The 26,102-nt window shown below is 40.4% G+C and carries 27 protein-coding genes and 2 pseudogenes; 7 read left to right on the forward strand and 22 right to left on the reverse strand.

Annotated features, from left to right (window positions below; translation table 11 throughout):
- Positions 1–152 precede the first annotated feature (152 nt).
- The 11 genes and pseudogenes from AX762_RS02110 to AX762_RS02150 all read right to left on the reverse strand — a co-directional run bounded on the left by AX762_RS02110 (position 153) and on the right by AX762_RS02150 (position 9,440).
- Positions 153–1,118 carry a DUF1002 domain-containing protein gene (locus tag AX762_RS02110; protein ID WP_071847515.1) on the reverse strand — a complete coding sequence of 322 codons (966 nt, stop codon included), beginning with the start codon at positions 1,116–1,118 and terminating at the stop codon, positions 153–155.
- Positions 1,119–1,278: 160 nt separating this feature from the next.
- Positions 1,279–1,935, reverse strand: a complete 657-nt coding sequence (locus AX762_RS02115) for an SDR family oxidoreductase (RefSeq protein WP_256244355.1) — start codon at positions 1,933–1,935, stop codon at positions 1,279–1,281.
- Between the two features lie 148 nt (positions 1,936–2,083).
- Positions 2,084–2,422, reverse strand: coding sequence for a carbohydrate kinase family protein (locus tag AX762_RS13060; RefSeq protein ID WP_256244356.1), 339 nt, complete (start codon positions 2,420–2,422; stop codon positions 2,084–2,086).
- On the reverse strand, positions 2,331–2,789 hold the full coding sequence (locus AX762_RS02120) for a PfkB family carbohydrate kinase (RefSeq protein ID WP_256244357.1): 459 nt from the start codon (positions 2,787–2,789) through the stop codon (positions 2,331–2,333). Before AX762_RS02120 ends, AX762_RS13060 begins: the two co-directional genes overlap by 92 nt.
- A 10-nt stretch (positions 2,790–2,799) precedes the next feature.
- A pseudogene (locus AX762_RS02125) lies at positions 2,800–3,440 on the reverse strand (bifunctional 2-keto-4-hydroxyglutarate aldolase/2-keto-3-deoxy-6-phosphogluconate aldolase).
- A gap of 90 nt (positions 3,441–3,530) precedes the next feature.
- Entirely contained in the window at positions 3,531–5,474 is a 1,944-nt protein-coding gene (locus AX762_RS02130) for a fructose-bisphosphatase class III (RefSeq protein ID WP_071847517.1), read from the reverse strand.
- Positions 5,475–5,581: 107 nt separating this feature from the next.
- A pseudogene (locus tag AX762_RS12520) lies at positions 5,582–5,704 on the reverse strand (D-mannonate oxidoreductase); the annotation flags it as partial.
- Between the two features lie 62 nt (positions 5,705–5,766).
- Positions 5,767–6,474, reverse strand: a complete 708-nt coding sequence (locus AX762_RS02135) for a GntR family transcriptional regulator (protein WP_071847518.1) — start codon at positions 6,472–6,474, stop codon at positions 5,767–5,769.
- Between the two features lie 251 nt (positions 6,475–6,725).
- Complete coding sequence (locus AX762_RS02140; RefSeq protein WP_071847519.1) at positions 6,726–8,438, reverse strand: DUF2207 domain-containing protein; 1,713 nt, start codon at positions 8,436–8,438, stop codon at positions 6,726–6,728.
- Between the two features lie 102 nt (positions 8,439–8,540).
- On the reverse strand, positions 8,541–8,723 hold the full coding sequence (locus AX762_RS02145; RefSeq protein ID WP_071847520.1) for a hypothetical protein: 183 nt from the start codon (positions 8,721–8,723) through the stop codon (positions 8,541–8,543).
- An 18-nt stretch (positions 8,724–8,741) separates the two neighbouring features.
- Positions 8,742–9,440: an NAD(P)H-dependent oxidoreductase gene (locus AX762_RS02150; RefSeq protein WP_071847521.1), complete on the reverse strand. Its 699-nt coding sequence runs from the start codon at positions 9,438–9,440 to the stop codon at positions 8,742–8,744.
- A 353-nt stretch (positions 9,441–9,793) separates the two neighbouring features.
- Between AX762_RS02150 and dhaL (AX762_RS02155) the strand changes: the two genes are divergently transcribed.
- Both dhaL (AX762_RS02155) and AX762_RS02160 read left to right on the forward strand, forming a co-directional pair.
- The gene (gene dhaL / locus AX762_RS02155; protein WP_143139261.1) at positions 9,794–10,327 is read left to right on the forward strand and encodes a dihydroxyacetone kinase subunit DhaL; all 534 of its coding nucleotides are present in this window, start codon (positions 9,794–9,796) and stop codon (positions 10,325–10,327) included.
- A gap of 336 nt (positions 10,328–10,663) precedes the next feature.
- Positions 10,664–11,443, forward strand: coding sequence for an acetoin reductase (locus tag AX762_RS02160; protein WP_071847522.1), 780 nt, complete (start codon positions 10,664–10,666; stop codon positions 11,441–11,443).
- A gap of 716 nt (positions 11,444–12,159) precedes the next feature.
- Here the strand turns inward: AX762_RS02160 and AX762_RS02165 are convergent.
- Positions 12,160–12,576, reverse strand: a complete 417-nt coding sequence (locus tag AX762_RS02165; RefSeq protein ID WP_083432752.1) for a thioesterase family protein — start codon at positions 12,574–12,576, stop codon at positions 12,160–12,162.
- Positions 12,577–12,707: 131 nt separating this feature from the next.
- On the opposite strand from AX762_RS02165, the gene AX762_RS02170 reads away from it, so the two are divergent.
- Positions 12,708–12,917, forward strand: coding sequence for a hypothetical protein (locus AX762_RS02170; RefSeq protein ID WP_071847523.1), 210 nt, complete (start codon positions 12,708–12,710; stop codon positions 12,915–12,917).
- Between the two features lie 75 nt (positions 12,918–12,992).
- Here the strand turns inward: AX762_RS02170 and dhaM are convergent, their stop codons facing one another.
- The 4 genes from dhaM to AX762_RS02190 form a co-directional block, all read right to left on the reverse strand.
- Positions 12,993–13,367, reverse strand: coding sequence for a dihydroxyacetone kinase phosphoryl donor subunit DhaM (gene dhaM / locus AX762_RS02175; protein ID WP_071847524.1), 375 nt, complete (start codon positions 13,365–13,367; stop codon positions 12,993–12,995).
- Positions 13,360–13,947, reverse strand: coding sequence for a dihydroxyacetone kinase subunit DhaL (dhaL, locus tag AX762_RS02180; protein ID WP_071847525.1), 588 nt, complete (start codon positions 13,945–13,947; stop codon positions 13,360–13,362). The genes dhaM and dhaL (AX762_RS02180) overlap by 8 nt, the downstream gene beginning before the upstream one ends.
- A 16-nt stretch (positions 13,948–13,963) precedes the next feature.
- Positions 13,964–14,953, reverse strand: a complete 990-nt coding sequence (gene dhaK, locus AX762_RS02185; RefSeq protein WP_071847526.1) for a dihydroxyacetone kinase subunit DhaK — start codon at positions 14,951–14,953, stop codon at positions 13,964–13,966.
- Positions 14,954–15,107: 154 nt separating this feature from the next.
- On the reverse strand, positions 15,108–16,211 hold the full coding sequence (locus AX762_RS02190; RefSeq protein ID WP_071847527.1) for a glycerol dehydrogenase: 1,104 nt from the start codon (positions 16,209–16,211) through the stop codon (positions 15,108–15,110).
- A gap of 178 nt (positions 16,212–16,389) precedes the next feature.
- Between AX762_RS02190 and dhaS the strand changes: the two genes are divergently transcribed.
- Together dhaS and dhaQ are read left to right on the forward strand one after the other, a co-directional pair.
- On the forward strand, positions 16,390–16,938 hold the full coding sequence (dhaS, locus tag AX762_RS02195; protein ID WP_071847528.1) for a dihydroxyacetone kinase transcriptional activator DhaS: 549 nt from the start codon (positions 16,390–16,392) through the stop codon (positions 16,936–16,938).
- Positions 16,939–16,944: 6 nt separating this feature from the next.
- Complete coding sequence (dhaQ, locus tag AX762_RS02200) at positions 16,945–17,931, forward strand: DhaKLM operon coactivator DhaQ (protein WP_071847529.1); 987 nt, start codon at positions 16,945–16,947, stop codon at positions 17,929–17,931.
- A 326-nt stretch (positions 17,932–18,257) separates the two neighbouring features.
- On the opposite strand, the gene glpK is transcribed toward dhaQ, so the two are convergent.
- The gene (glpK, locus tag AX762_RS02205) at positions 18,258–19,763 is read right to left on the reverse strand and encodes a glycerol kinase GlpK (RefSeq protein ID WP_071847530.1); all 1,506 of its coding nucleotides are present in this window, start codon (positions 19,761–19,763) and stop codon (positions 18,258–18,260) included.
- 654 nt (positions 19,764–20,417) lie between these two features.
- On the opposite strand from glpK, the gene upp reads away from it, so the two are divergent.
- Complete coding sequence (gene upp / locus AX762_RS02210) at positions 20,418–21,050, forward strand: uracil phosphoribosyltransferase (RefSeq protein WP_071847531.1); 633 nt, start codon at positions 20,418–20,420, stop codon at positions 21,048–21,050.
- 117 nt (positions 21,051–21,167) lie between these two features.
- Here the strand turns inward: upp and pta are convergent, their stop codons facing one another.
- Together pta and AX762_RS02220 are read right to left on the reverse strand one after the other, a co-directional pair.
- The gene (gene pta, locus AX762_RS02215) at positions 21,168–22,148 is read right to left on the reverse strand and encodes a phosphate acetyltransferase (RefSeq protein ID WP_071847532.1); all 981 of its coding nucleotides are present in this window, start codon (positions 22,146–22,148) and stop codon (positions 21,168–21,170) included.
- A gap of 91 nt (positions 22,149–22,239) precedes the next feature.
- Positions 22,240–22,923 (reverse strand): uracil-DNA glycosylase, encoded by a 684-nt coding sequence (locus AX762_RS02220; protein ID WP_071847533.1) that lies wholly within the window; start codon positions 22,921–22,923, stop codon positions 22,240–22,242.
- 130 nt (positions 22,924–23,053) lie between these two features.
- On the opposite strand from AX762_RS02220, the gene AX762_RS02225 reads away from it, so the two are divergent.
- A complete protein-coding gene (locus tag AX762_RS02225; RefSeq protein ID WP_071847534.1) occupies positions 23,054–23,938 on the forward strand; it encodes a Cof-type HAD-IIB family hydrolase in 885 nt (294 codons plus the stop codon).
- Positions 23,939–24,004: 66 nt separating this feature from the next.
- On the opposite strand, the gene AX762_RS02230 is transcribed toward AX762_RS02225, so the two are convergent.
- The 3 genes from AX762_RS02230 to AX762_RS02240 form a co-directional block, all read right to left on the reverse strand.
- Entirely contained in the window at positions 24,005–24,541 is a 537-nt protein-coding gene (locus AX762_RS02230) for an acyl-CoA thioesterase (protein WP_256244358.1), read from the reverse strand.
- Positions 24,542–24,561: 20 nt separating this feature from the next.
- Entirely contained in the window at positions 24,562–25,194 is a 633-nt protein-coding gene (locus tag AX762_RS02235; RefSeq protein WP_083432753.1) for a CoA pyrophosphatase, read from the reverse strand.
- Positions 25,195–25,292: 98 nt separating this feature from the next.
- Positions 25,293–26,024, reverse strand: coding sequence for an NAD-dependent protein deacylase (locus AX762_RS02240; RefSeq protein WP_071847537.1), 732 nt, complete (start codon positions 26,022–26,024; stop codon positions 25,293–25,295).
- Positions 26,025–26,102: the final 78 nt, after the last annotated feature.

The following is a 26,102-nucleotide window of genomic DNA, read 5'->3' on the forward strand; positions in this document are numbered from 1 at the left end:
CAAACCCAATAGTTATCTGTAGTTTACCAATATCAGAGGGAGTATTTCAATTTTTAAACAACAAAAAACTGGGTCCTAAAAGTAGGGTGCTTTATTAAGCGTCTACTTTATAGGATCCAGTTTATTTTTGTGATTCTGTCTTTTTTTAAATTTTAATCAAAGAATCCTCTGATTGCTTCCCAAATTTGTCTGAAAAAGTTTCCAACTTGATCAATCAAACCGCTGTCTTCTGCATCTTGCCAGACATCTCCGAAACGATCTCTTATATTATTCGATAGGTTTTCAAGCTGTTCTTTAACTTGTTCGGAATCGATCGCGCCGGTTTGCTGATAGCGTTCAAAGAAAGCCAACAAACGGTCGATCTGTTCTTGACTGATAACGTTCTGCAGGTCATTATTTTCCAGTGCGTCATTAATGATGCGCTCGATATCCTCACGGGTTGCCAGTTCATCTTGACGCTCACGGAGTTCAGCCAATTGCTGTTTGATTTCCACGATCGCCTGGTCAAAACGTGAGGTATCAAATTCTTCATTATCCGCATTTTCTTGTGCGATATTATTCGTTGTTTCAAGTTCTTCCTGAGCCACTTCCATACGGTCCTGATCCAATTCTTCACCGTTTACATCAAAGGCCTTATAAATACCTGTCAAGGCGCTTTCCCCTGTGACCGGGCGAATACTTGCGACCATGATCGTTACATCTTCCACACCAGCTGTTATTGCAGCATTGGCGTACTGTTCTTCAGTAATTTGAGTAATATCGTCTGGCGTTTCGATGAGAACAGTCACGCCGTCTCCTTCACCTTCACGTTGAACCAACACTGAGGAAATCATGCTCGCTGTGTTTCCCGATCCGGTACCCAGATAATTCTGCAAATCTTCACCGGTCACATCAACACTTGCTACATTTTCCATGTCATCGATACCCAGTAAATCGGCTGTTTCTGCAACCTGCGTTTCATCAAGACCGCCACCATACACATATGTAGGAAGTCCCCAGGCTTCATCGACGACACTTGTATCAATTCCTTCAGCTGCGTTTACCGTTGACATGGGCACAAGTGACAAGGCACCTAATGCCGCCACGTAAATGATTCCTCTTTTTAATTGTTCGATCATATTTATTCTCTCCTTTTAGGTCAATATTTTAGTCTAAATGCAAATATAGTATACCACCAACGTTCCTTTTTGACTATTCGAGCAAAAAAGCACTGCCTAATGTCTCTTTGGCAATGCTTTTTTCGATAAGCCTAAATCAATTGATCGCTATTAGGTTTATTTAAAGTTTATTTAATGCCTCGTTAATTGTATCGTCACCGGTGACTAAATCAAATGATTTATGGTACGCTTTTTCGTTATCTAATGCAGACACAATCACTTTAGCGACATCAATTCTCGGAACGCTAAATACTTCAGTATCTGTAATGGCGTCTTTTATGAGAACTTTACCAATGGACTCTTTATTTTCCAGCATGCCCGGACGTACAATAGTATAGTTGAGACTTGAATCCATCAGCCACATGTCCGCAAAATGTTTGGCCACATAATAAGGTTTAAGTTCTTCACTCCATCGGTCTCGGTCGGCGGCGCCAAATGCACTTACCATGACGAAACGCTCGATCCCGCTGGCTTTAGTGGCTTCAATTACTTTGACGGCTCCATCCAAGTCAATAAGTAGTGTTTTATCATCTCCGGTACTTCCGCCCGAACCTGCCGCAAAGACCACCGCATCAACATCATGCATGCTTTCTTTAATTTCAGCAACGGTACCTTCCAAGTCCCCTAGTCTAGCTTCGACACCTTTTTCTTTAAATTTTTCAACTTGTTCTTCTTTTCTGACAAAAGCGATCGGCGTGTGTTTGCCTTCATCCTTTAATTCATCCACTAAATGTTGCCCGATTTGACCATTTGCTCCAACAATTAATACATTCATCATTATCGCTCCTTTAATTTTTCTCTCTGTTATTACCATAACAAAAGAAGAAAGATTAACCAAAAAGAACGATTCAGTCTGACGAGCATTATAAATAAAATATATATGTTTATTTCTGCTATTCAGTACGTTAAGACGTCAAGTCGTTTCTTTACTGTTTATACTTCTCGATATAACTTTCAAGTCTACTTCTTGTCGGTAAGCCTTCGTTATCTCCTGCGTGCTGAACTTGGAGTGATCCAATAGCAATAGCATTTGCATAGACTGCCGCTTCAGTCCAGGAACATCCGTCCAAGTAGGCGTGGATGATCCCAACCGCAAAGCCGTCTCCGGCATCGACCGTATCTATGACTTTATCGACTTTAAATCCTTTAACGTTTATTGTGTCTTTGCCTTTTTCAGTGACAAAGGCTCCATGAGCAACACTTTTCGTTATGACTGACTGCCGGCGGGATCCCCGTAACGTGCAGGAGTTTGACAGATGAAACATCCACTTCTTTGATATCATCCACTGATAAAGTTGTAAATGCACTGCATCTCCGGTAATAAGCTGTTATTGGGTCTCCGTCACTTACTTTATTTTTCAGCATCAAACCTGTTTCGTGATCGTTTGAAAAAAGCACATGACTGGTGTCTATTTTTTCTGCATTCAGAAAATCTAAAATGTGTTCTCCAATGGGATCTCTACCTAATTTCGTCACATACTTAACCGTATGATCGAGACTTGACAATCCAACCCCTACATTCAGTTCTGCTCCCGCCACAGAACGATTGAAACGAAATACATCTTTAACTGCGCCATACTCCTGGGCACTAAATAAGCCCATCGATTCTCCAATTAATACAACACTAGCCATTTTGCACATCCTAGTTTAAGTCATGATATTTATCGACAAATGCCTGAGCATTTTCAGTCACACTAACATATCCTTTTTCTTTCAAATCTTTTGTTAATGCACTTCCAATCCCGACTGCCCACGCACCATTTTCCATCCACTGATCCATGTTGTCCAGACTTACACCACCTGAAGGTATCATTTCCACATGCGGAATAGGACCGTGCACATTTTTAATGAATGCAGGGCCTAAATTTCCTCCTGGGAAGACTCTAACCACTTCAACACCCGTTGCCATGGCATCGCGACTTCTGTTACTGTGCCGCATCCTGGCAGATAAGGAACTGCATACGTGTTGCAGATGGATGATATTTCCGGGACAAAGTTCGGACTGACGATGAATTCTGCTCCGGCAATGATGGCAATACGTGCAGTGATGGCATCCATAACTGTTCCGGCACCGACGACCATATCCGTATCCGCAAATTGTTTCGCCAATGTTTTAATTGAATCGTCCGCTTGAGGTGTTGTGAAAGTTACTTCAATGTTTTTTATACCACCTTCATAAATGGCTTCAGAGATCATTGTTGCATCTTTTGCTGAATTACCTCGAATCACAGCAAATAAGTAATTATCTTTTAATTGAGATAAAATCTTCTGTTTTTTAGTCATGATTTCCTCCTATTTACTTTCTACTTGCATATCAGCATAAAGCTCCCTTAAAATGAGCTCTATCAAATTTATCGCTTTTTCAAGACTCATTTAGTCCGCTATCGATGTGTCCTGTGAATCAATGTATTGAACAACTTCCAGTAATATATCGATTTGTTTCTGGATGGCTAGTCCGATCGTTGTATCTTTGATCAATGTTCTTTCTAATTTTCCATCTATCACATGCTTCAAGCTTGTTTCATCTTTCCCCCGATTGAACAACTCTGAGACAGCTTCAAAGGGCTGGTGTGTCACGATTTGAAACCCATATGAGTTATTTAGTAATGAGTAACCCGCGATCCCCGTTGCTTCCCGGTAAGCTTCGTTCATACCGCCATCGATGACAATTAAACGATCGCCCGCTTTAATTGGACTTTCCCCTTTTTTCACTTCTATAGGCGTGTGTCCGTTCACTATTTTAGCACTTGTGTTTTCCAGTCCGAATGAATGCAATATTTTTTCGACTACTTTTTCATTTTCTCTTAAACTAAAATAAGCATTTCGTTCCTCTTTGTGTGTTTCAGTATCATCTATATAATACCGCTCAAATGTCGTCATCTTATTTCTGCCAAATAAAGGTGATTTATCACCAGCCCACGCATACCATAGGACATCTGTCGCATAATCATCACTAGTGTGAGGTGATTTGGCTGCTTTTCTGACGTATTGGTCAAAGGTGTCCAGCATTTCTTTTCCAGCTACTTTATTACCCTCAAGTTCAATCGACTGAAAATCGCCATTTTCATCCATCGGCAAACACCCATGATACAATAAATGACCATTATAGATTAGATACATTCTTCCTTTTTCAAGCAGGAAAGTAATATAGTCTTTAATTTTCACGGATCGCTGAAAACTGTCAATCAAAGTACTGACAATATGTTCCTCTTCACTGGATAGCTGATTAGGTTGCTCTTCACTAATTTGATTATATGGAAAATCAGTTAAGGACCAGTTCTTTCCATCAATTTCAACAACCTGTTTCTCTTTATCTATTTTTTCTAAAAGACATCGCTTGGACATTTGAAACTCTGGTCGTCTTTCGATGATCTGTTCTTCCAGTTTAAATTGAATGACCGCCAAAGCATGATGTGCTTTGGTCAGCAGTTCTTCACTCTCTTCTATCAATAAAGAAGCTGTTTTAGACCCTTTGGGTTTGAATGCGTCAGACACTTTATAATTTTCTTCTGCATGCAGAAAAAGGGGTCTCAAATTCAAGCCATATGTTTTTTCCAGCTCAAATAAATAACCATATCGTGCTGCAATGCGCAAGAGTGTGATCAAGTTTACGTTGGAACCGAAACGTGCACCCATCCATAGCAAATCATGATTTCCCCACTGCACATCGACGGAATGATGTTTAATCAGTTTCTCCATCACACGGTCTTCCCCGCTCGAGCGATCGAATATATCTCCAACTAAATGCAGATGATCGATGACCAACCGCTGAATGACTTCGCTCAAGGCGATAATAAAAGACTCTGCCTGATTCAGACTTATCAACCGATTCAGAATGTTTTTATAATACAAATTCTTTTTTTTCTGATTAAAATCCGTGTATAAAAGTTCTTCGATAATATAGGTGTACTTTTCGGGCAGGGCTTTTCTAAGTTTTGACCGTGTATACTTGACCGCGCAAAAACCCATAAATTCCACCATATTTATGATCGTATCTGCATACCATTCATCATCTTTAACGACCTCAAAATGATCATGTTTCAGCGCATATTTCGGATAACTAATAAGCAGGCTAAACCAGTCTTTCTGTTCGGTCGTCCACTGATCCCCATAGTGATTTTCGATTTTTTCCCGAACATTACCGGCCCCAGTACGCAAAATGTGTTCGAACGCCTGAGAAGACCCATGAACATCCGAAAGATATAACTCTGTCCCTTTAGGTAAGTTCTGTATGGCTTCCAGGTTAATGAGTTCAGTGTAGACCGCTTCTGGTGTCGAATATTTTTCTCTAAGTAAGTTTAAATAGTTTTGATCCATTTTTACCCTCCAGATTGCCCCAAGATATTTTTGAAAAAAGAGGCCGTTTTTTTAATAGTACAAGAGACTTAAACGCCTGAATCTGCTTTAAATCCGCAGTCAATCGGTCAAACGACGCCATTGACAAAACTGGCTGTTTTTTCATCAGTCAAGAATAGTAAGCCACCGACCAATTCTTCACCTTCACCGAATCGGACCATTGGCGTGTTGTTTAAAATTTTGTTTGCACGATTTGAAAATAAATGATAATAGTCTTTTATCTGTCTATTTATCACATTCATACTATCATTTCTTATAAAATATCGTAGTGCGCTTCGTTTAGATCCTGAACAGTTTCTTCTAAAAAGAATTCAGGGTATTTCTCGATGATATTGGATTGAGAACGCACCATAAAGTGAATATGACTTACAATTAGATCTTTTACCTCTTCCGTTTTTTTTGATTTGATCGCACGTAAAAGTTCTTTATGTTCTTCCAGTATCGGGTTATAGTCAAAGGTAATGTTTTTTAAATGTAACCATCTGAAGCGATCCAAATGAACACTAAACTCTTTGATCCAGTTCCATATCTGACCTTTTCCGACAATGTCATAACATGCGCGGTGGAATTCATTATCTAAATCATGGTAGCTGGAGATGTTTCCTTTTTCGAATTCCACCTTCTGATCATCCAAAATAACCTGTAACCGTTGCTCGGCTTTTTTATCCATATTGGCACTTAATTCGACCATGACTTCTTTCTCCACACATTCTCTGACGAAACGTGAATGAACGGCCTGGCTCATATCAATCTTTGAAACATAGGTCCCCGATTGAGGAAATGTATATACTAGTCCTTGTTTCTTCAATTGTTTGAGCGATTCCCGAATAGGTGTGCGGCCAACGCCTAATAACTCCATTAATTTTGATTCCGAGATTTTTTGACCTGGATATAAATCTGTTTTTATGATCATTTCCCGTAATTTTTCGTACGTTTGATCTTGTAAGGTTATATTTTGCATAGTCTAACTCCTTTATGTAATCGCTAACTTGTATACTAATATCTAAGAATATAACACAAACCAGATTATGATGTTAGTGCTTATTCTGTTTTTGAAAAAAACAAAATAACAACTAAATGTTTCGTTGAAGTTGACGGAAACTGCTCTTGTTCTATATGAGGTAATATTTCCCTCAACAAAAAAAGTAGAAATCCTCTAAACAGAACCTGTTTAAAGGCTTTCTACTTTGAATATATTGTTCAGTTCTCTTGTTATCGGACGCCCCCGCCGTCGCCTCCGATAGCTCCACCACCGCCACCGATAGACGTTGCACCACCTGTACCACCGGTGTTCGTATACCCACCATTGGAAAGTCCAGTATGAACGCTCGCTGACATCATATGCAGGCCGTAATAACCGGAATAAAAGTACGGCAGTCCTTCAACTTCCTGGTTTGTCCATTCCGGAACAACTTCTTCTAACTGATCGATCATCTTTTCCTCTTTTCCATATAAGCTTGCCCAGATCAGGAAATCTTTTTCTTCGATCAACTGACGGTAAGAAAGTGACGCATCTTTTTCCAAGGCTTTAATATGGTTTTCAAACTGAGTCAACTGATCATATAATTTCTGACCTTTTTTAGTCGTACTCATGAACGGTATTTTCATTTTAAAGAAGTGCACTTCTTTTTCTATCAAGTAGCCTTCTTTTATCAAGACGGCTTCCGATTCATCCAGCAGACTTTGCTGCAAGGCATACAGTTTTTCGCCATTTTTCTCGGCCCAATTGGTCATTTCTTTATTTGTTATCTGGTTATTGTCATTCAACGCGTTCAAAAACAGTTCCCACAAGTCATTTTCGAACTGTGAAGAGTTGAAACTGTTCTCTCTCTTCAATTGAAAGGCTTTAGGAAAAAAGGTCAACAGTGTGCGTTCTTTTTTGCCTTTCTCTGCTGTATCCGTCTCAATATAAATGACTTTTTCTTTCGACCACTTTAATAGATAAGCAAAGATGTACTGTTCATATGTCCCTTTTTGAAGCTGTTGTAGAAAAAATACTATGTCTGTTAGTTCGCCGTCTTTATAAGGAATAACTGTATGCATCAATCCTTTATTGCGTTTACGCTGTGCATAACCCGTCGGCACTTTTCCTTTTTCTTTCTTCTTGGCATCAATTTTAAACAAAGCAAATATGAAGGCGCCGAACCCCGCCAGCAAAGTTCCGAATAAGCCGATAAGAATGGAGCTGTCAAAATCATCTTCCGTTCCACCTCGAGTGGTTTCGGCTTCGGCCCTTTCAAGCTGTTCAGCCAGGGTCTCGTTTACGTAATAGGAAGGAATAAATGAATCATTCAAAAAATGCATCAAGACCGCTACGGGACGATTCGCTTCGACACCGCCTTCTGAATAAGACCGCAACACACCATTGTCGAGTTGGACGTTCCCTTGATATCCGAATCCCCAAAGCCGCGTGTGTTCTTCGGTGAAGGCTTGCGGTCCGTTAATTTCGATCGTTAAATACTCGGGTTCCAGTTCTCCAAATCTATTAAAGTCCCAAAATAATGCCTGACCGTCATCTAATTGTCTGACTATATTGGTTACAGTGTAGGACAGTGTGTAAGACTGTTCACCATAATCCCCTATGCCCCAGACAAGTTCGACGCCATCACGTGTTTCCAAGATGCCGTAAGTCCCGGCTTTTTCTTCTCGCGAGCGCTCCGAGTCCCATTCATCGTCCTCAGTCAAGCCCTCTACTTGAAAGTCGATCACTTCTAACCCGTCTTCTTCTTGAATCACGATATAGTTTTCTGTCCCGCTTTCCAAGATCACACGTCTGCGTTCAGTGATCACACCCGTTCCATTTTCCAGCAATTCGACAGAAACTGCCATCTCAACCAATTCATTGTCTTTTGCATACACCGTTTGGGATCGAAACGTCACTAAAATCAATGCGAAGAGCCCCCAACCTAACCAACCTTTTCTCATCAGTACGTCCTCCATTTTTTTCTCTTGATACTAGTATATAAAAGATAGGTATTCATAATAACGGTCTTAGGACTGATTTTTCATAAATTGATCGAAAAAGGTTTATTTATTCCAATTCCCCGGACTCCAAAGCGTACCATCCAGTTCTCCCTGCAGCTGTTCTCTCCGCTTTTCCTGTTCTTGCAGCAGTTCTTTAGTCGCTTGAAGAAGTGCTTTTTGCTTGTAATCCCGACTTTCTTCAAATAATTTCTCCAACTGATTCATCAACCATTGCTTGTCTTCCATACGTTCACTCTTCTTCCTTTATACATCATAGTTATCGATATGTAGACTCAACTCATCAAGTTCCATCCGGTTATCTTCAATAGCCTCGCTGACAGCCTCAAGAATGAAAAGTGTCCCTTCTGTCGGCAATGTTTCTCTTGAAGTATTTTTTAATTGGTCAAGTATCCACGCTTCTTTTCTTTTCAATGAAACGGGATGTTTCAAACTGACGTACTGCTGATAATCAACAAGCAGTGACATCTTTTCTTTTTCTGTCAGATAAGGAAACTGAAAGATGGTTAATGGTTTCAAATAAGTCATCCCTGTTTTTCTCGCCATTGCCTGATAAGGTTTGGTCAACTCACTGATACTAAACCCTTCCTGTCCGCCGGTTTGGTATTCTTTCTCGGGCAGGCCGATAACTAAAACCAGTCCAAATTCTTTTCCATTAAGCTTGTTTCCACGGTAGCCAAAAGCAAAATGATCTGTCAGTACCTCATCTTGCCATTTTTTTAACAAAGGGGGCGAAGAATACCAGTAAAATGGAAACTGAAAAAGGACGCGGTCATACTCTAGCAGGAGCGCCTGCTCTTTCTCTACATCGATCACGCCATCTGGATACGTTTGTTCAAGCACATGTACCGTGATATTTTCGTCTTCGGGCAAAGAGTGCATCAAAAATTGTTGACTGCTTGATTCATCCACAGTTGGATGAGATAAAATAATAAGTGTTTTCACTGCTACTCTCCTCGCTTATATCTCTAGTATTTTCTAAAGTTATCTAAGTATAACAAATCTACACTGCTAAAGTGAATAATTAGGAATTACCTCTCACAACGGGTACAATTATAGTGAAGAAAATGAATTGGAAAAGCACGTTTAAACCGAAAACATAGTCAATCAACCGGATCAAGTCCGAGGTGAAATGTTAAAGCGATTCGTTTATGCTCAAAAAAATTGGCGCTGCAGCTGAAGTTGGCCAAACAGCGAAAAAAGTCAAATCCTTGATATGAAAATTGAAATGATGGTTCGTTAACATGACAGAAATAGAGAAAGCGAAAAGTGGGTTGCTTTTATTTGGTTAGAAAGTTATAGAGAACGGAGAACATTTAAATCAGTTAGATACCGCTATCGGAGATGGGGATCACGGAAGTAATATGAACCGCGGTGCTCAAGCGCTGAAATATAAACTTGAATCCAGAGATTATGATGACCTGGCAGATTTATTTAAAGAAGTCGGTATGGCTCTTGTCGGTAAAGTTGGTGGTGCGAGCGGTCCGCTTTATGGATCAGCTTTTATTGAGATGGCCAAAAAAGCAAAAGAATCCACTGATTTTTCTGACATTGTATCTGCCGGTTTAGACGGAATCAGTACATGCGGCAAAGCAAAAACAGGAGAAAAAACAATGGTCGATATGTGGACACATGGTGTTGACGCTTTAAAAGATGGGACATTGTCAAAAGACGTTATCGATGAGGCCCTAACTGATACAAAAGAAATGAAAGCAACTAAAGGTCGCGCGTCTTTCATTGGCGACGGCTCTATTGGCTATGTCGATCCGGGCGCTCAATCAAGTGCCTATCTTTTCATTGCTCTGCTTGAGACAGGTGTTTTAGACGATTAAAGCGATAGGTCTTTCCCTCGTTTCTGATGTTGAAGAAGTTGCTAGCAGTTTACTTTAACCATCAATAAGGGATGGAAACATTCCGACAAAAAAACTCAACGATTTAGTCGTAAAGATTAGTGCGGTTAATCGATGAGTTATTTTTAAATGAGAAAAACCGGAAGAATCCTTTTTGAAAGGCACCAACCCCTTGTATGAGACGAAGTGATGTTTGAATTGAAATTAACTAAATTTAGATGTATGGTGTTGTCAGTAAGTAGTCAGTAGAATTAGGCGGTGAAAACTGATTCTTTTTTATTGATTAGCTAAACTATCACTTATGGGAGGTAATTTTTAATGTCAACTAATAAAGTAGCAGTAATTACAGGTGGAGCCCAAGGATTAGGAAAAGGAATAGCACAGCGACTAGCAAATGACGGTTTTTCAATAGTCATCAGTGATTTAAATGAAGAGGCTTTAGCAAACACAAAAGAAGAATTCTCAAAAGATAAATTTGCTATCGAAACATTTAAAGGAGATGTATCTAAACTAGAAGATCAGAATAATTTAGTTAAATATACAGTCGAGAAGTTTGGTCGATTAGATGTCTTTATCAACAATGCGGGAGTGGAAGGTGCAGTTGCTCCTATCACTCACTTGAAGCCTAAAGATATCGATTTTGTTCTGGATATCAATGTCAAAGGAGTCCTGTACGGTATTCAGGCAGCTGCAAACCAGATGAAAGAGCAAGGTGAAGGTGGTAAAATAATCAATGCCGGTAGTATCGCTGGACATGAAGGATTTGAAATGCTTTCTCCATACAGCGCTTCTAAATTTGCAGTGAAAGGTATAACTCAGGCAGCCGCTAAAGAACTGGCTCCTGACAAAATCACAGTTAATTCCTACTGTCCTGGAATAGCTGGAACGGGTATGTGGGATAGATTAGATGAAAAAATGATGGAACACATGGGAACTAAAAAAGGAGAAGCCTTTGAAAAGTATGCCAGTGGCATTGCATTAGGAAGAACACAGGAGCCAGAAGATGTCGCAAATCTTGTTGGATTCTTGGCTTCTAAAGATTCTAATTACATCACAGGTCAATCGATTATATCAGACGGAGGAATGATTTTTAGATAACCCAATTTAATTAGAAAAATGAAAAGAACCTTCCAAAACGGGAGGTTCTTTTGCGTATTCAAAAAGAATATTCTACAATACTAAACATGATAAGAAATATCGAGTCAGTAGCTTTCTTTACTTTATATATAACAATTGGGGCTACTGAATATATACGCCTCTTAAGGGCTCTTAAAGTTTAATTTAGATTCTTAAATTAACAAATAAACGAATGTACTCTCATAGCTTTTCAATAATCATCTTTCGCTTATTAATTGAGCAAAAGCGAGATAATTAAACCAGCTTTTCTGGTTATTTCCATTCTCGTTTAGCGAAAAATCATTATCGCTAATCAGTCCGTTCCTGATTCCAGGAAGCCTGATCGAAATGGTGCTTTGATCTATCTCCTTACAGTTTAAATGGATCAAACTCGTAAAAGTTGAAGAAGGTAGGATTTAGCTGTGTAATAAAACTCTAACTTTTAGGGGTCAGCACTAAATGAGGATTCTTCCGGTTTTTTCCTTTTAATAGGGGCTTTTATTGTTTGACGAATATCTTACCTTTAAATCAATTATAAGCTTTACTCACGAAATGACTGACTCAACTGTTTTCTACGCGTGAGTTCATCGTTTTGTTTCCGAAGTGACAGACTCAGTTTTTTTCTGCCTGTGAGTTCGTCATTTTCCCTGCAGCCTGAGGTCCAACACTCAAGATCAACTCCATTGTCTGAACAACCTCTATTCCTGTAATAATCCATTAAACAACGCATACAGTTCTACATGTTTACGTTTAAGCGACATGGGACGGTAGGTTTTTTCATCTATAAATGCATGCTTCGTTTCACCTACGCAGCGAACTTCTTGGGTTTCTTTATCGCGTACAGTATATTCCATAATCAGTTTAATACCGGTAAACTGTTTGACTGCCGCTTCGATCAAGACTGTTTCACCAAAACGGGTCATTGATTTATATTCCGCATTGACCGCTAAGACCGGTATCATGATGCCCTCGTCTTCCATCCGTTGATAGCTGAATCCGATTTCATCCAATAAATATGTACGTGCTTCTTCAAACCATCTGATATAATTCGAATGATGAACGATCTGCATTTGATCCGTTTCGTAATATTGTACTTTGTGACTATAACATTCCATCACATGACCCTCCATTTTTTCTGTATTATTGGACACTAGTGTAGCACAGATCATGCCATTTATGGTAAAATTTATAATGAAAACGATTTGTGTAACTTATCACTATCACAAGATAAGGAGGCGTTAAACGAATGAATATGAATTTAATAGGAACTGTTATAGCTTGGGTGGCTATTTTAGCAGCAATTGTCGGCTTTTTCTGGCAAACAACAATTATGGCTATTGTCGCTATTGTTTTAGGTATTATTGGTTTCTTCTTAAAAGCAGACATCAAACGCATGAGTATCACTGCTATTGGGCTTGCACTCGTGGCACTACTTTTCGACTTCGTATCTTACTAATCAAATAAAAAAACGGGACAGTCAATTTAATGACTGTCCCGTTTTTTTGCGTTAAAAGTATTACAATACCTTTGCTCACTTAATTATAAGCGGCTTCAACTGTTCATCGATCACTTCTTTTTTGTTGTCTGATTGAATGAGGGCCCCCGCCGTATACGCGCCTTCAATAAAAGCACAATCCATTATTTCTATATTTTTATCGCTCATTTCACTGACCATTTCCAAAGTCATTTTTGCGCTTCCTAAATCGTAGAAAGCATATATATCATCTGCTTCATTATCGTTCACTGCTTTCATGATTTTATCAAAACTTGATCCTACACCACCCTCATCTGTTCCACCTGTATACGTCACTGACGTATCAGCTGCGCCCTCTTTGACAAGTTTGTATAAACCAAAAGCTAACTCTTCAACATGAGAAACAAGAACAACACCAAACGATTTAGTCATTTTTCCCAACCTCCTCAATCATAGCGATAAATAAATAACCACTGGATACTGCTCCTGGATCCAGGTGACCAATCGAACGTTCATTTAAATAAGAAGCGCGTCCTTTTTTTGCTTTCAGTGGTTTGGTTGCTTCCATCGTTTCTTCAATAAATGCTTGTGTCAATGTATCTGTCTTCAAGGCTTCCACAACGGGTCCCCACATATCGACCATTGTTTTATCTTCCAACTCAGCTTTTCCACGTTTCTTGATCGCGTTTAACCCGGCTTCCACAACTTCAGGCAGACTTTCTTCATCTATTATTTTAGACATGTCTAAAAATGCGGAACCGTACAAAGGTCCTGACGCACCACCGACCTTGCTTATCATCGCCATTGCAGCTTTTTTCATCACCTCACTGGGTTTTGTCAAACTGTCATCCTTGATCATATCTTCGACCGCCGTTACCCCTCGTGCCATATTGGAACCATGGTCTCCATCACCAATTGCCTGGTCGAGGTCACTTAAATATTGTTTCTGCTCTTGAATCCTTTTACTGAATTCAAGTAACCATTGTCTTGTTTCGTCAGTTGTTAATGTCATTTCTGTTCATTCCTTCCTATCCCCAGCTTGGTGTGGTTACTTCTTCATTCAACGCAGCTATTTCAGTCGTCCCGCTAAACTCGATAATAGTCAACGATAATCCTGCCATATCGAGAGACGTCATATAGTTCCCCACTTTTGTATAAGCAATTTGCATGTTCGATTCAGCGAGTTCCTTTTTGACATCATTTAAAAATACATATTGTTCCATCAACGGTGTGGCACCTAAGCCATTGACTAATACTCCATATTGTCCATCCTCTTTAAACGTGAATGACTGGGACAATTTCTCCACAAGTTCTTTTGCAATGTCCTTAGAGGTTTTCAACGTTTCTCTCAAGTAACCAGGTTCACCGTGGATACCTACACCATACTCCAGTTCATCAGCTTTCAGGTTGAAACCAGGTTTGCCCACTTCCGGGACAGTTGCAGCAGTCAAAGCGACGCCAATTGTTTTTATCCGTCCGACCAGGTCATCTCCAAGCTCTTTTAATTCCTTTAAAGTTTTTCCTTGTCTGGCATATGCTCCAAGGATTTTATGGACAAAAATGGTTCCGGCGACGCCTCTTTTCCCTGCGGTGTAAGTACTGTCTTCAACTGCAATATCGTCATCAACCAGCACCGTTTCCACTGCTATATCTTCCATTTCAGCTAATTCTTTGGCCATATCAAAATTCAAGACGTCACCGGTATAATTTTTCACGACCAGAAGGACGCCCTGTCCGTTATCACTTGCTTTGATCCCTTCTAGTACTTGATCTGGTGTCGGGGAGCTAAATACCTCGCCGCAAACGGCTGCGGAAAGCATGCCTTCACCAACGAAACCTGCATGAGCGGGTTCATGTCCACTTCCGCCACCACTGACGAGCCCAACCTGATTTTCAATGTCTCTGCTCACGATCACACGATAGTCATCAATTTTCTTCACCAGTTCTTGATGAGCAAAACAGAATCCTTCAATCATTTCATCTACCACTCTACTCGAATCATTTATAATTTTTTTCAATTTCTATTTCCTCCTTGTCTTCGCTCATTGGTTGGATATTTTTCTTGCAATCCAACCTATACTTTTTCGACTTCTCACTTTTTTACATCAACGAAAAAAGTGACACTAGACGATAGGAACATCATCCTATGCATAGCATCACTCCCAACTTGATTTATTTTGTTCTTTTTAGGTAAGCTTTTGCGTATACATCGACTGCTCGGATAGCTTCCACGACGTCTTCAGGAGTGACAGTAAATGGCATATTACTCATCGTTTCTCCTTCTTTTGTTGCGGATTTCCCTACTGCCAGCAATTCTTCATATGATTTATCTTCCAGATGCATCTGTTCTAATGTTACAGGTAGATCCAGAGCGACATACATCTCGAGATAGCGATCGATTTCTTTGATCGTTTTATTTTCAAGTACAAGTTGGGTCAACGTTCCATAGGCAACTTTTTCACCATGGGATAGATGATGGATGTCGCCATCGACAGCAGTAAAGCCATTATGGATGGCATGTGCTGCGGCAAGTCCAGAATCTTCAAAACCTAAACCTGAAAGCAACGTGTTTGCTTCAACGATCGCTTCAAGTGCCGGTGTAACTACCTTATGTTTATTGGATTCATAGGCTAGTACGCCATAATCGAATAAAACTTCCTCGCATTTCTCTGCAATCGCATAACCTGCGATCGTTGCTTTACCGCCACTCATTGTGTTCCCGTTTTTCTGTTTCACAGCACGGGCTTCAACCAGGGTAGCCATGGCATCAGAAATACCTGAAGCTAGCATACGCGCTGGGGCACCCGCGATGATTTTAGTATCCATCAATACTAAGTCCGGATTCTTTTTATAGAATAAGTACTGTTCAAAAGCTCCATCTTCCGTATAAACCACTGATAAACCTGACGTCGGTGCGTCCGTTGAAGCAAGCGTTGGAAAAACAACGACAGGGACCTTCATGTTATCTGCGACAGCTTTTGCAGTATCCAGCGCTTTACCCGCGCCCATCCCCAAGACAAAATCAACAGATTTTTCTTTGGCAATTTCACTGATACGATTAATTTCTTTCATTGAACATTCACCATTAAAGGTCACCTTAGTTATTGTAAAAGTATCTGATAAAGTCTCAATCAATGTATTGGCTGCAAGATCCTGCACAAATTCATCCGCTAAGACTATGACTTGTTTACCGAAGTGCTCCATATACTGACCGGCATGGTGCATTAAATCTTTCCCTTGAATGTAACGACTTGGACTGACAAATATTTTATCCATTCTAAAACCTCCTAAAGATTTTCCTTTTCAGATTATATTGAATATGAAAGGATTAAGTTCATTATAGTATGAAAGCGCTTATAATAAAACGGACAATTTCAATAATCTGTCAAAAACATTGTTACAAGACCCTCGTTAATTACTATTGTATCGTTTATACTAAACGAGGGGGATTTGAATGGACCAATCACTGATCACCAAAAAAATTATTGCAAATGCTTTTAAGTCGTTGATGCAAAAAGAGTCTTTTGTAAAAATTTCTGTCAGCGAAATCATGAAAACTGCTGATATGAGAAGACAGACTTTTTATTATCACTTTCAAGATAAATATGAGTTGTTGGAATGGGTTTTCAAAACGGAAAGTAAGGAAAACATCAGCGATTTGATTGGTTATGAACGCTGGGACATCATTATGAAGCAGATATTTATTTATTTTGACAGAGAACAAGACTTTTACAAGAATGCTTTAGCTGTTTCTGAGCAAAATGGATTTATAGAGTATTTATACTCCAACTTGAAATCACTGTTCTCCCGAGCACTCGATGACATTTATCATACTGCAGACAAAGAAAACCTGGAAAACAGGAATCTCATTACCAGTTTTTTAAGTCATGGACTAGTTGGAGTCATTAAAGACTGGATTCAATCTGGCTGCGAGATTTCTCCAGAAGCAATGGCAGAATATATGTACACCGATTTATTAAACAAGATGCATGATAAGGAGTGATTGAAAGTGAAATATATTCAAAATAACCCGAAACATAATGTAGAGGCAATGCTTCAAGGCTATTTTTTCGAACGTAAACAATTCATCAATTATGACTCGAAATATAGAATTATACATAGAAATAATAAAAGTCAAGTTGCGCTAATTAGTGGTGGCGGAAGCGGACATGAGCCCGCCCACTTTGGGTACGTAGGAGATGGCATGTTAACAGCGAGCGTAAATGGTGCGGTGTTTGTTCCACCCTCTGCGGAAGCTATATTAGAAGCGATCAAGAAAACAGATGCTGGAAAAGGCGTCTTGTTGATAGTCAAGAATTTTGCCAGCGATATCGCTGTTTTCTCTCAAGCAAAAAAAGAAGCGGAGCAAATAGGTCATATCGTAGAAATGATTATCGTGACCGATGATCACTCTATCGAAAACGACATATCCTATAAAAAAAGACACCGAGGCGTTGCCGGTACTATTTTAGTACATAAAATAGTTGGATCCTATGCAAAAGAGGGAGTGGCATTAGCTGATTTAAAAATTATCGGTAATAATGTAATTGATAATCTCTATACGCTAGGGGTGGCGTTGACTCCGGCCAGATTGCCTGGAAACGAGACTCCTTCCTATACGCTTGATGACGATGAAGTTTATTTTGGTGTAGGCATACACGGAGAAGAAGGTTACCGGAAGGAACCCTATATTTCTTCAGAACAGTTAGCGATTGAACTGATAAATAAGCTCAGACGACTTAACAATTGGGTTCCTTATGAAAAATACGCACTCTTAGTCAACGGGCTTGGCTCTACTCCATTGATGGAACAATATGTTTTTGCAAATGACCTGAGACGTTTATTTAATATGGAACAACTTGATATTTCTTTTGTAAAAGTTGGTACTCATTTAACATCTTACAATATGCAAGGAATATCATTAACATTATTAAAAATCGTTGATCAGCAATGGATAGAAGCCCTCAATCAACCGACCGATGCGTCACACTGGTAAAAATCGTGCACTCAAATAAATCGAATTATATTCAAGAAAAAATACTAGCCCACACCAAAGAGATTGGCCTTAATGATACAAACCCCTTGAAGTCAGACTTGAAATCTAACTTTAAGGGGTTCTTTTTTTTGACAAAATATAACATGAATTTTAGGAACTGGTTAAGACCCGCTGTAAGCCCTGCCCTGTAATGCTTCCATCAATGATCAATAGATCAAGTAGCCTATCTTTAAAGTGTTAGATCTTTTGGTTCCTATTATGAGCTCCAAAATACATACACTCAGCGATTCTATCTCTAGAATTACACGCCTACTATTCTTCAGCATTTATTTTTTTGGCTTGAATTTAAATGAACGCGTCGCGGTTACGGCAGCTTGCCAGCCTTCATAAAGGTCTTCGCGTTTTTCTTCTGACATCTCTGGTTCAAAGGTAGCTGATTTTTCCCATTTCATTTTGATTTCGTCTAAGTCTTTAAAGAAACCGGTAGCTAAACCTGCCAAGTAGATGGATCCTAAGGCTGTCGTTTCCATGATTTTAGAGCGTTCGATGGTGACATTCAAGATATCCGACTGGAACTGCATCAAAAAGTCATTCATGCTTGCTCCACCATCCACACGCATGGTTTCGGTCTTGAGTCCGGCATCTTCATTCATCGCATCCACGACATCACGGGTCTGATAGGCCAAAGATTCCAATGTTGCACGGATGAAGTGCTCTTTTTCAGTGCCCCGCGTCAGGCCGAACACTGCCCCTCTTGCATCCTGATCCCAGTGTGGTGCGCCCAAGCCAGTAAAGGCCGGGACCACATAGACGCCATCCGTCGTTTCTACACGTGTCGAAAACGCTTCTGTTTTAGATGCCTTTCTAAACATACGCAAGCCATCTCTTAGCCATTGAATAGCTGATCCCGCCACAAAAATCGCTCCCTCAAGTGCATAGTACACTTCACCGTCAAGCCCATACGCCAGAGTCGTCAATAAGCCATTTTCTGACTGGATCGGTTCTTTACCGGTATTCATAATAATGAATGCCCCGGTGCCATAAGTATTTTTAACCATTCCTTTTTCAAAAGCGGTCTGACCAAAGAGAGCTGCCTGCTGATCTCCGGCAATTCCGGCGATCCGCACACTGACTCCTTTGAATATGGTATCTATGGTCTCTCCAAATATCCCGGAAGACTGACGGACTTCAGGCAACATATTTTCCGGGATATCAAGCAATTTCAAAATATCCTGATCCCATTTCAAATCGTAAATATTGTAAAGCATAGTACGGCTGGCATTGGAATAGTCCGTCGCGTGAACCTTTCCACCTGTCAATTTCCAGAGTAACCACGTATCGATCGTTCCGAATAAAAGCTCACCCTTTTCGGCCCGTTCTCTTGCCCCTTCCACTTTATCTAATATCCATTTTATTTTCGTTGCCGAGAAATAGGAATCTATGATTAGTCCCGTTTTATTATGGATCATCTCTTTATGGCCGTCTTGAATCAGCTGATTTGCTATCTCTGAAGTCTGTTTGGATTGCCAGACGACAGCATGATAGATGGGCTCGCCTGTTTCCTTGTCCCAAATAACCGTTGTTTCCCGCTGATTTGTGATGCCTATACTGTCCAGCTCGTCTGCCTCTATTTCTGCTTCGATCATGACACTGGCAACGACTTGAAGGGTTTTTAAATAAATTTCATTGGCATCATGCTCGACCCATCCTGGTTCGGGGAAATACTGATTGATTTCTTTTTGAGCTTTCCACCGCGGTTCACCGTCTTTATCGAAAATAATTGCTCGAGTAATGCTTGTACCCTGGTCTATCGCCATAATATAATCAGCCATGTATGTATTCTCCTCTTTAGCTTGTTTTGAAAAGGCTTACTATCATTAATAAGTATACCATTGTAAAAATCATTTCATCTAATAAAAAGCATGTAAGTTGGCGAACAGCCATCCTTATTTAAGTATGCTTCCTTGCTCGAAAGAAAGTATCCAGTCATTGATTTAAATAAAAGATGTTTAATCTGGCCAGGCCAGATTATTCGATATTTGATATTTCAAAAGAATAATCGTGCTTCTGTATGCGTTGGGGTGATATATTTTGAGTCTGGTACCGTTGTGGTAGAGTGAACTTTATTTATAGTGGGGATAGAACTAGTTCGGTGTCTAATATGATGAGTCAACTTTATTTAGCAGACGTTTGAGTGTAGTTCAGCACTATAGTTCTTTCTGAACTTCAACTATCGTATCGTTAGATTTAGTTTACACACAGGCCAACTGGCTGAACTGTATATGCCCTCTGAATAGCTGCAGTTCAGTCCATTAATTGTGCGTTGAACTGCAGCAACGCTACAACAGCGACATTTAAAAAACTATCCATCTTTAATATTTCCTGCATAGTAACTTTCAACTGCGCACCTACTTTCAAATTTCTCCTTGTGTATTGTTGCATTATACTGTAGCATACACTCTTAGTAAAAAGAAGGAGAGATCATAGTGACTAAAGAAGTATTTGTTTTTGACCATCCACTACTGCAACACAAGCTGACGATGATTCGTAAAAAGGAAACGGGCTCTAAAGAATTTCGAGAATTAGTTCAAGAGGTATCCTCTTTAATGGCCTACGAAATGACCCGCTCTTTACCTCTCAAAGAGATTGAAATCGAAACGCCTGTGTCCAAAACAAAATCTTATGTATTAAGTGGCAAAAACATCGCTATTATCCCTTTAATGCGTGCCGGATTAGGCATGGTCACCGGTATTTTGAACATGATCCCAATGGCAAAAGTTGGACATGTAGGTCTTTATAGAGACCCTGTTACGCTGGAAGCAGTTGAATATTATGCTAAATTCCCTAAGGATATAGACAAGCGCGAAATTTTTATAGTGGATCCTATGCTGGCTACTGCCGGAACAGCCATCGCTGCCATCCAAACTTTAGTTGAACACGATGCAAAAAACATTAATTTAAGTTGTTTAATTGCTTCTCCTGAAGGGATTTCTGCTGTACAGAAAGCCTTTCCTGATGTTCAGATCTACACAGCCGCAATCGACTCAGGCTTAAATGAACATAGTTATATCACCCCGGGCTTCGGAGACGCCGGAGACAGATTGTTCGGTACAAAATAATAAAAAGAAAAATTGCATTCTATCCGTTAAATTTCAACGAATAGAAATGCAATTTTTTTTATTTATAAAAGTTCCAGAATCAAAAAAACATTTTAACTCATCGCTTACAGAAAGAGTTTAGTTTTGTAGTGCCTGGTTAGCTGTGATGATTGCTGTTTTGTAAACATCTTCTTCTATAGAACCACGGGATAAATCGGAAACTGGCTTATTCAATCCCTGCAAGATTGGTCCCACAGCTTCAAAGTTGCCTAAACGCTGAGCAATTTTATAGCCGATGTTTCCTGATTGTAATTCAGGGAAGACGAACACAGTTGCTTGTCCGGCCACTTTTGAATCGGGTGCTTTCTGTTTGGCTACGGAGGAAACAAATGCGGCATCAAACTGCAGTTCACCGTCAATTTCAAACTCCGGTGCCATCTCTTGAGCGATACGTGTTGCTTCTCGTACTTTATCTACTTCTGGAGATTGTGCAGAACCTCTAGATGAGAAACTCAAGAGAGCGACTTTAGGATCGATACCGAACATTTTAGCTGTACGGGCACTTTCTACTGCAATTTCCGCTAAGACTTGAGCATCTGGATTCGGATTGATTGCACAGTCAGAGAACACATATTTTTCCTGGTCACGACCACGTAACATGATAAAGGCACCAGATGTACGGCTGACACCCGGACGTGTTTTGATGATTTGAAGTGCTGGTCGAACGGTTTCACTAGTAGAGTGAATAGCCCCACTGACTAAACCATCTGCTTTGTCCATATATACAAGCATTGTCCCGAAATAGTTCACGTCTCTCAATTGTTCTCTTGCTTGTTCTTCGGTTGCTTTTCCTTTACGACGTTCAACAAACGCTTCAACCATTTCATCGTACTTATCGTAAGTATTCGGGTTCATGATATCAATGCCCGTCAAGTCAAAACCATGTTCTTTGGCAACCGTTAATACTTCGTCCTTGTCACCAATCAAAATAGGTGTGAGTAAATCATCATGGTACAAACGAACAACAGCACCTAAAATACGTTCATCTTTTGCTTCAGGAAAAACGATTCTTAAATCTTTCCCTTTGATTTTACTTTTTAAACTGTCAAATAATTCCACAGGATTTCCCTCCAAAGTTGTTTTTATACGCTCTTTATCTTAACACTTATAATCGAAGAATTACAGCAGACTTGGCTATTTCTCTTTTTACTTACTGCGGCTTTTCAGGAAGCTGCCAGTCAATGGGCGCTTGCCCCATTTTTTCCAAAGCTTCATTTGTCTTGGAAAAGGGTTTTGATCCGAAAAAGCCTCTGTAAGCAGACAACGGACTCGGATGCACCGAGGTGATGACCACATGTTTTGATTCATCTATCATTTTACGTTTGGATTTGGCTGCATTCCCCCATAACAGAAAGACGACCGGTTCATCTCGTTCATTTAATGCCCGAATGACGTTATCTGTTAAACTTTCCCAACCTTTGTTCTGATGAGAATGGGCCGTCCCCTTCCGAACAGTTAATACCGTGTTGAGGAGTAAGACGCCTTCTTCTGCCCATTTCTTCAAGTATCCATGGGAGACGGGAGAAATGCCTAAATCAGTTTCCAGTTCTTTATACATGTTGCGCAGTGAAGGCGGAATCGCGATATCGGGATTGACAGAAAAACTTAGGCCATGTGCCTGATTTTCACCGTGATACGGATCCTGGCCCAGCAGGACGACTTTCACTTTCTGATACGGGGTCCATTCAAAAGCCTGCCAGACATTTTCTTCTTTGGGATAAACGTATTCTGTCTGATATTCTTCTTTCAAAAACATTTTCAGTTCCTTATATGATTCATTTGCTGTTGCTTTTTCTAAAATTGGGCGCCAATCATTAGTGATAGGTGTCGACATGTTTTCATCCTTTCATGTAAAAGTTATGTAAAAGTGTACGAAATTCATTTAAAGTCATGCGCTTTGAAATCATTTTTGGTATGCTACTCATAGATGAGTATGATCGAGAAAAAAAGGAGCAGACCAACGTATGATAAAATTAATCGTTTCTGATATGGACGGCACGTTGCTAAATGAAGAAATGGACATCAGTCAAGCTAATATCTCTGCTATCAAGCGGGCGCAGCATGAAGGTATTCACTTTGCTATTGCTACAGGACGCGACTTTCCGCTCGCATTCCCTCTGCTGGAAGAAAACGGTATAAAGTGTCCGTTGATTGCTCAAAATGGTGCGCAGCTTTTTGATGAGAACGGCAAAAACATGTATAACCGCGGCTTAGAAAAAAGTACGGTAAGAAATGTGCTGTCTGTTTTTTCAAAATACACCGACATCCATGAAGAACTCATGACAAACAAAGGTATCTTTTCTGACAGTAAAGAACAACGGCTAGAAATGGTGACCGCCATGTTGTACGATATGAGCCCTGACACCACTTACGAAGAAGCCCAAGAAAAAGCAGCTGCACATGTGGATATAATGGCTATCAACTTCGTCGACGACTATAAGGAAATTGTTGACGATGACAGTGCCATCATTCTTAAAGTATCTGTGCATTCAAAAAAAGGACGTGACGTGCTTGATCCGTTGAAAGACGATCTGTACCGCACTGTCCCGCGTTTAGCGATCACGGCTTCCAGCAAACGGAACTTGGAGATAAACCACGAAGGTGCTCAAAAAGGCATTGCTGTCTCTCAATTAGCCAAACAACTGGGCATCAAGGCTGATGAAGTTATGACTTTAGGCGATAACATCAATGATCTATCCATGTTGAAATGGGCAAAATACTCGGTTGCGATGGCCAATGCAGAACCCGAAGTAAAAGAGGTCGCCCAATATGAAACATCCAGCAACCGCCAAAACGGTGTGGCTGAGGCTATTTCACGTGTACTGAGTGGAAAGTTTTATACAGCTTAACTCAATCATGACAAACTTCAACCACTAGTTTTTTTCTAGTGGTTTTTTTGTTTCCCTATTTAAAAGCTAATTTCCTTTGCTGATCCATGGAGGCAGAATTGAAATAGCTTTGACCAGTTTTTCATTGGCTGAGCGATCGGCTAGACGTCTCTCTTTTCGGTCCTGATATTCCCCACAAACCATCTGTTCTTCATTTGATTCCGAATGGATACGTGGCAATGTCTGGTCTTTACTTAGTCCAACAATGACAAAGGTGATGAAACTGGTGGCTGCTATATACCGCTCACCCGTCAGTAACTCTTCCCCTAAAACTTTCGCAAAGACTTCGACCGACGTGTGGCCAGCTCCGGTGACATACGTTTCCACACAAACGGAATGCCCCGGTTTGACAGGGTGGATAAAATGCAGTTCATCCATCGAAGCCGTCACGATATCGTTCGTTCGAGCAAACCTGGACACGGATATTGAAGCCGTATCGTCAATGTAACTCATCAGCTTTCCGCCGAATAATGTCTGGTGATCGTTTAAATCGGGCGGGAGAATACGGTGAGTCTGCACGACTCTTGTTTCGTTACACGTGATCATTGATTTTGCAGCTTCCATCACTTTATCCATCCTTTTCATTACTTTAGTTTTTCTATCTCAGCTGTTTCCTCTTTTATCAATTCACTGAACCGATGGGTGATGTGGGCAGTATATCCCCAAAGGTAATGATCCGTTAAATCGTAAAACGGAATGCGTTGATTGATGTTACGCCATTTGTACTGATTCCCTCCAGAGATCAATTCAAATGGGAAATTATCGTCTCGTTCCATCTTCAACCTGACTTCATAATATTTGGGCTCATGATTCAAAAAGTAGTCGAGCGGCATAGTGAAAACAGCCGCTACCTCTTCATTCGGTTTCAAATCGACCACCTCACTGTCGGGCAGCCAGCCTACAAAACACTTTATGATGTGTGTCTGCGTTACAATATAATCCATTTCTCCTAATACCTGTATCGCGCTTTTCTCGATCCCGAGTTCTTCTTCCATTTCTCTAGTGGCTGCTTCGAGGAATGACTCGTCTCCTTCAACAGCTCCGCCTGGAAAAGAGGTTTCTCCCGGTTGTGATACGCGGTTGCTACGGACTTCATACAGCACGTGAATGGCATCATCCACTTTGACTAAAGGAAGCAGAACCGCATATTTTTTTTGCTTCGTAATGGCATTTGACTGATGACCCGCCATTATCTCCGTTATTTTATCTATCATCATATTTTCCACCTGCCTAGGTCACGTTCATTTTTGTTCATTATAACAAATCCGATTTCCTTAATCGAATAGGCTACATCCTGACTGTTCACCTACTCGAGTTAGCCGCTCAGATGAGCGGAAAGAGCGTCGACCCAGCCGCTGATCGTCTCGTCAAAAACAAAGTCGAAATTCGCATTCAAAGGTGTCGCTCCTTTATTGATCAAAGCACTTTTGCTTCCAGTATAGTCATAAATCAAACCGGCTGCAGGATAGACATTTAAACTCGTTCCCATAACGAACAAGATATCCGCTGTTTTGACCGCCTGGATACTTTTATTGAGGACATCTGTATCCAGTGCTTCGCCATACAAAGTAATAGCCGGCCGTGCCCACTCCCCATCGACACTTAAACCCTCTTCATTCATACTGGTTTCATCAAATCTTGCCAGTTTCCCCGATTGGGTGACCACAATACTGGCATTGCCATGCACCTCCAGAACATTCCCGCTGCCCGCTTTCTGGTGTAGGCCGTCGATATTTTGAGTAATGATCGTCACGTCGTATCCCAAATCTTCCAGACGTTTCAAAAAATGATGCCCCTTATTGGGTAGAGCCCTCGGGCAAAGTAACTTTTCTTTGTAAATGCGGTAAAATTCCTTGGGGTACTTATCAAAAAAATGTGCGCTCAACACTTCTTCCATGGGGACGCCTTTATTTGTCTGTTCGTTGTAGAGACCTTTGGCTGATCTAAAATCCGGGATCCCACTTTCGGTCGACATTCCAGCTCCGGTAATGACAGCAATCTTCTGACTCGATTCTAACCACTCAGCAACTTCTTGTAAGGCATCCATGCCGACCACTCCTAAACAATCAAATTATAGTTATAGATTATTTTGCAGATTCTCTCTATAACCATTATACTTATGACG

Origin of the sequence: Alkalibacterium sp. 20, assembly GCF_001885615.1 — a bacterium.
Lineage (GTDB): Bacteria > Bacillota > Bacilli > Lactobacillales > Carnobacteriaceae_A > Alkalibacterium.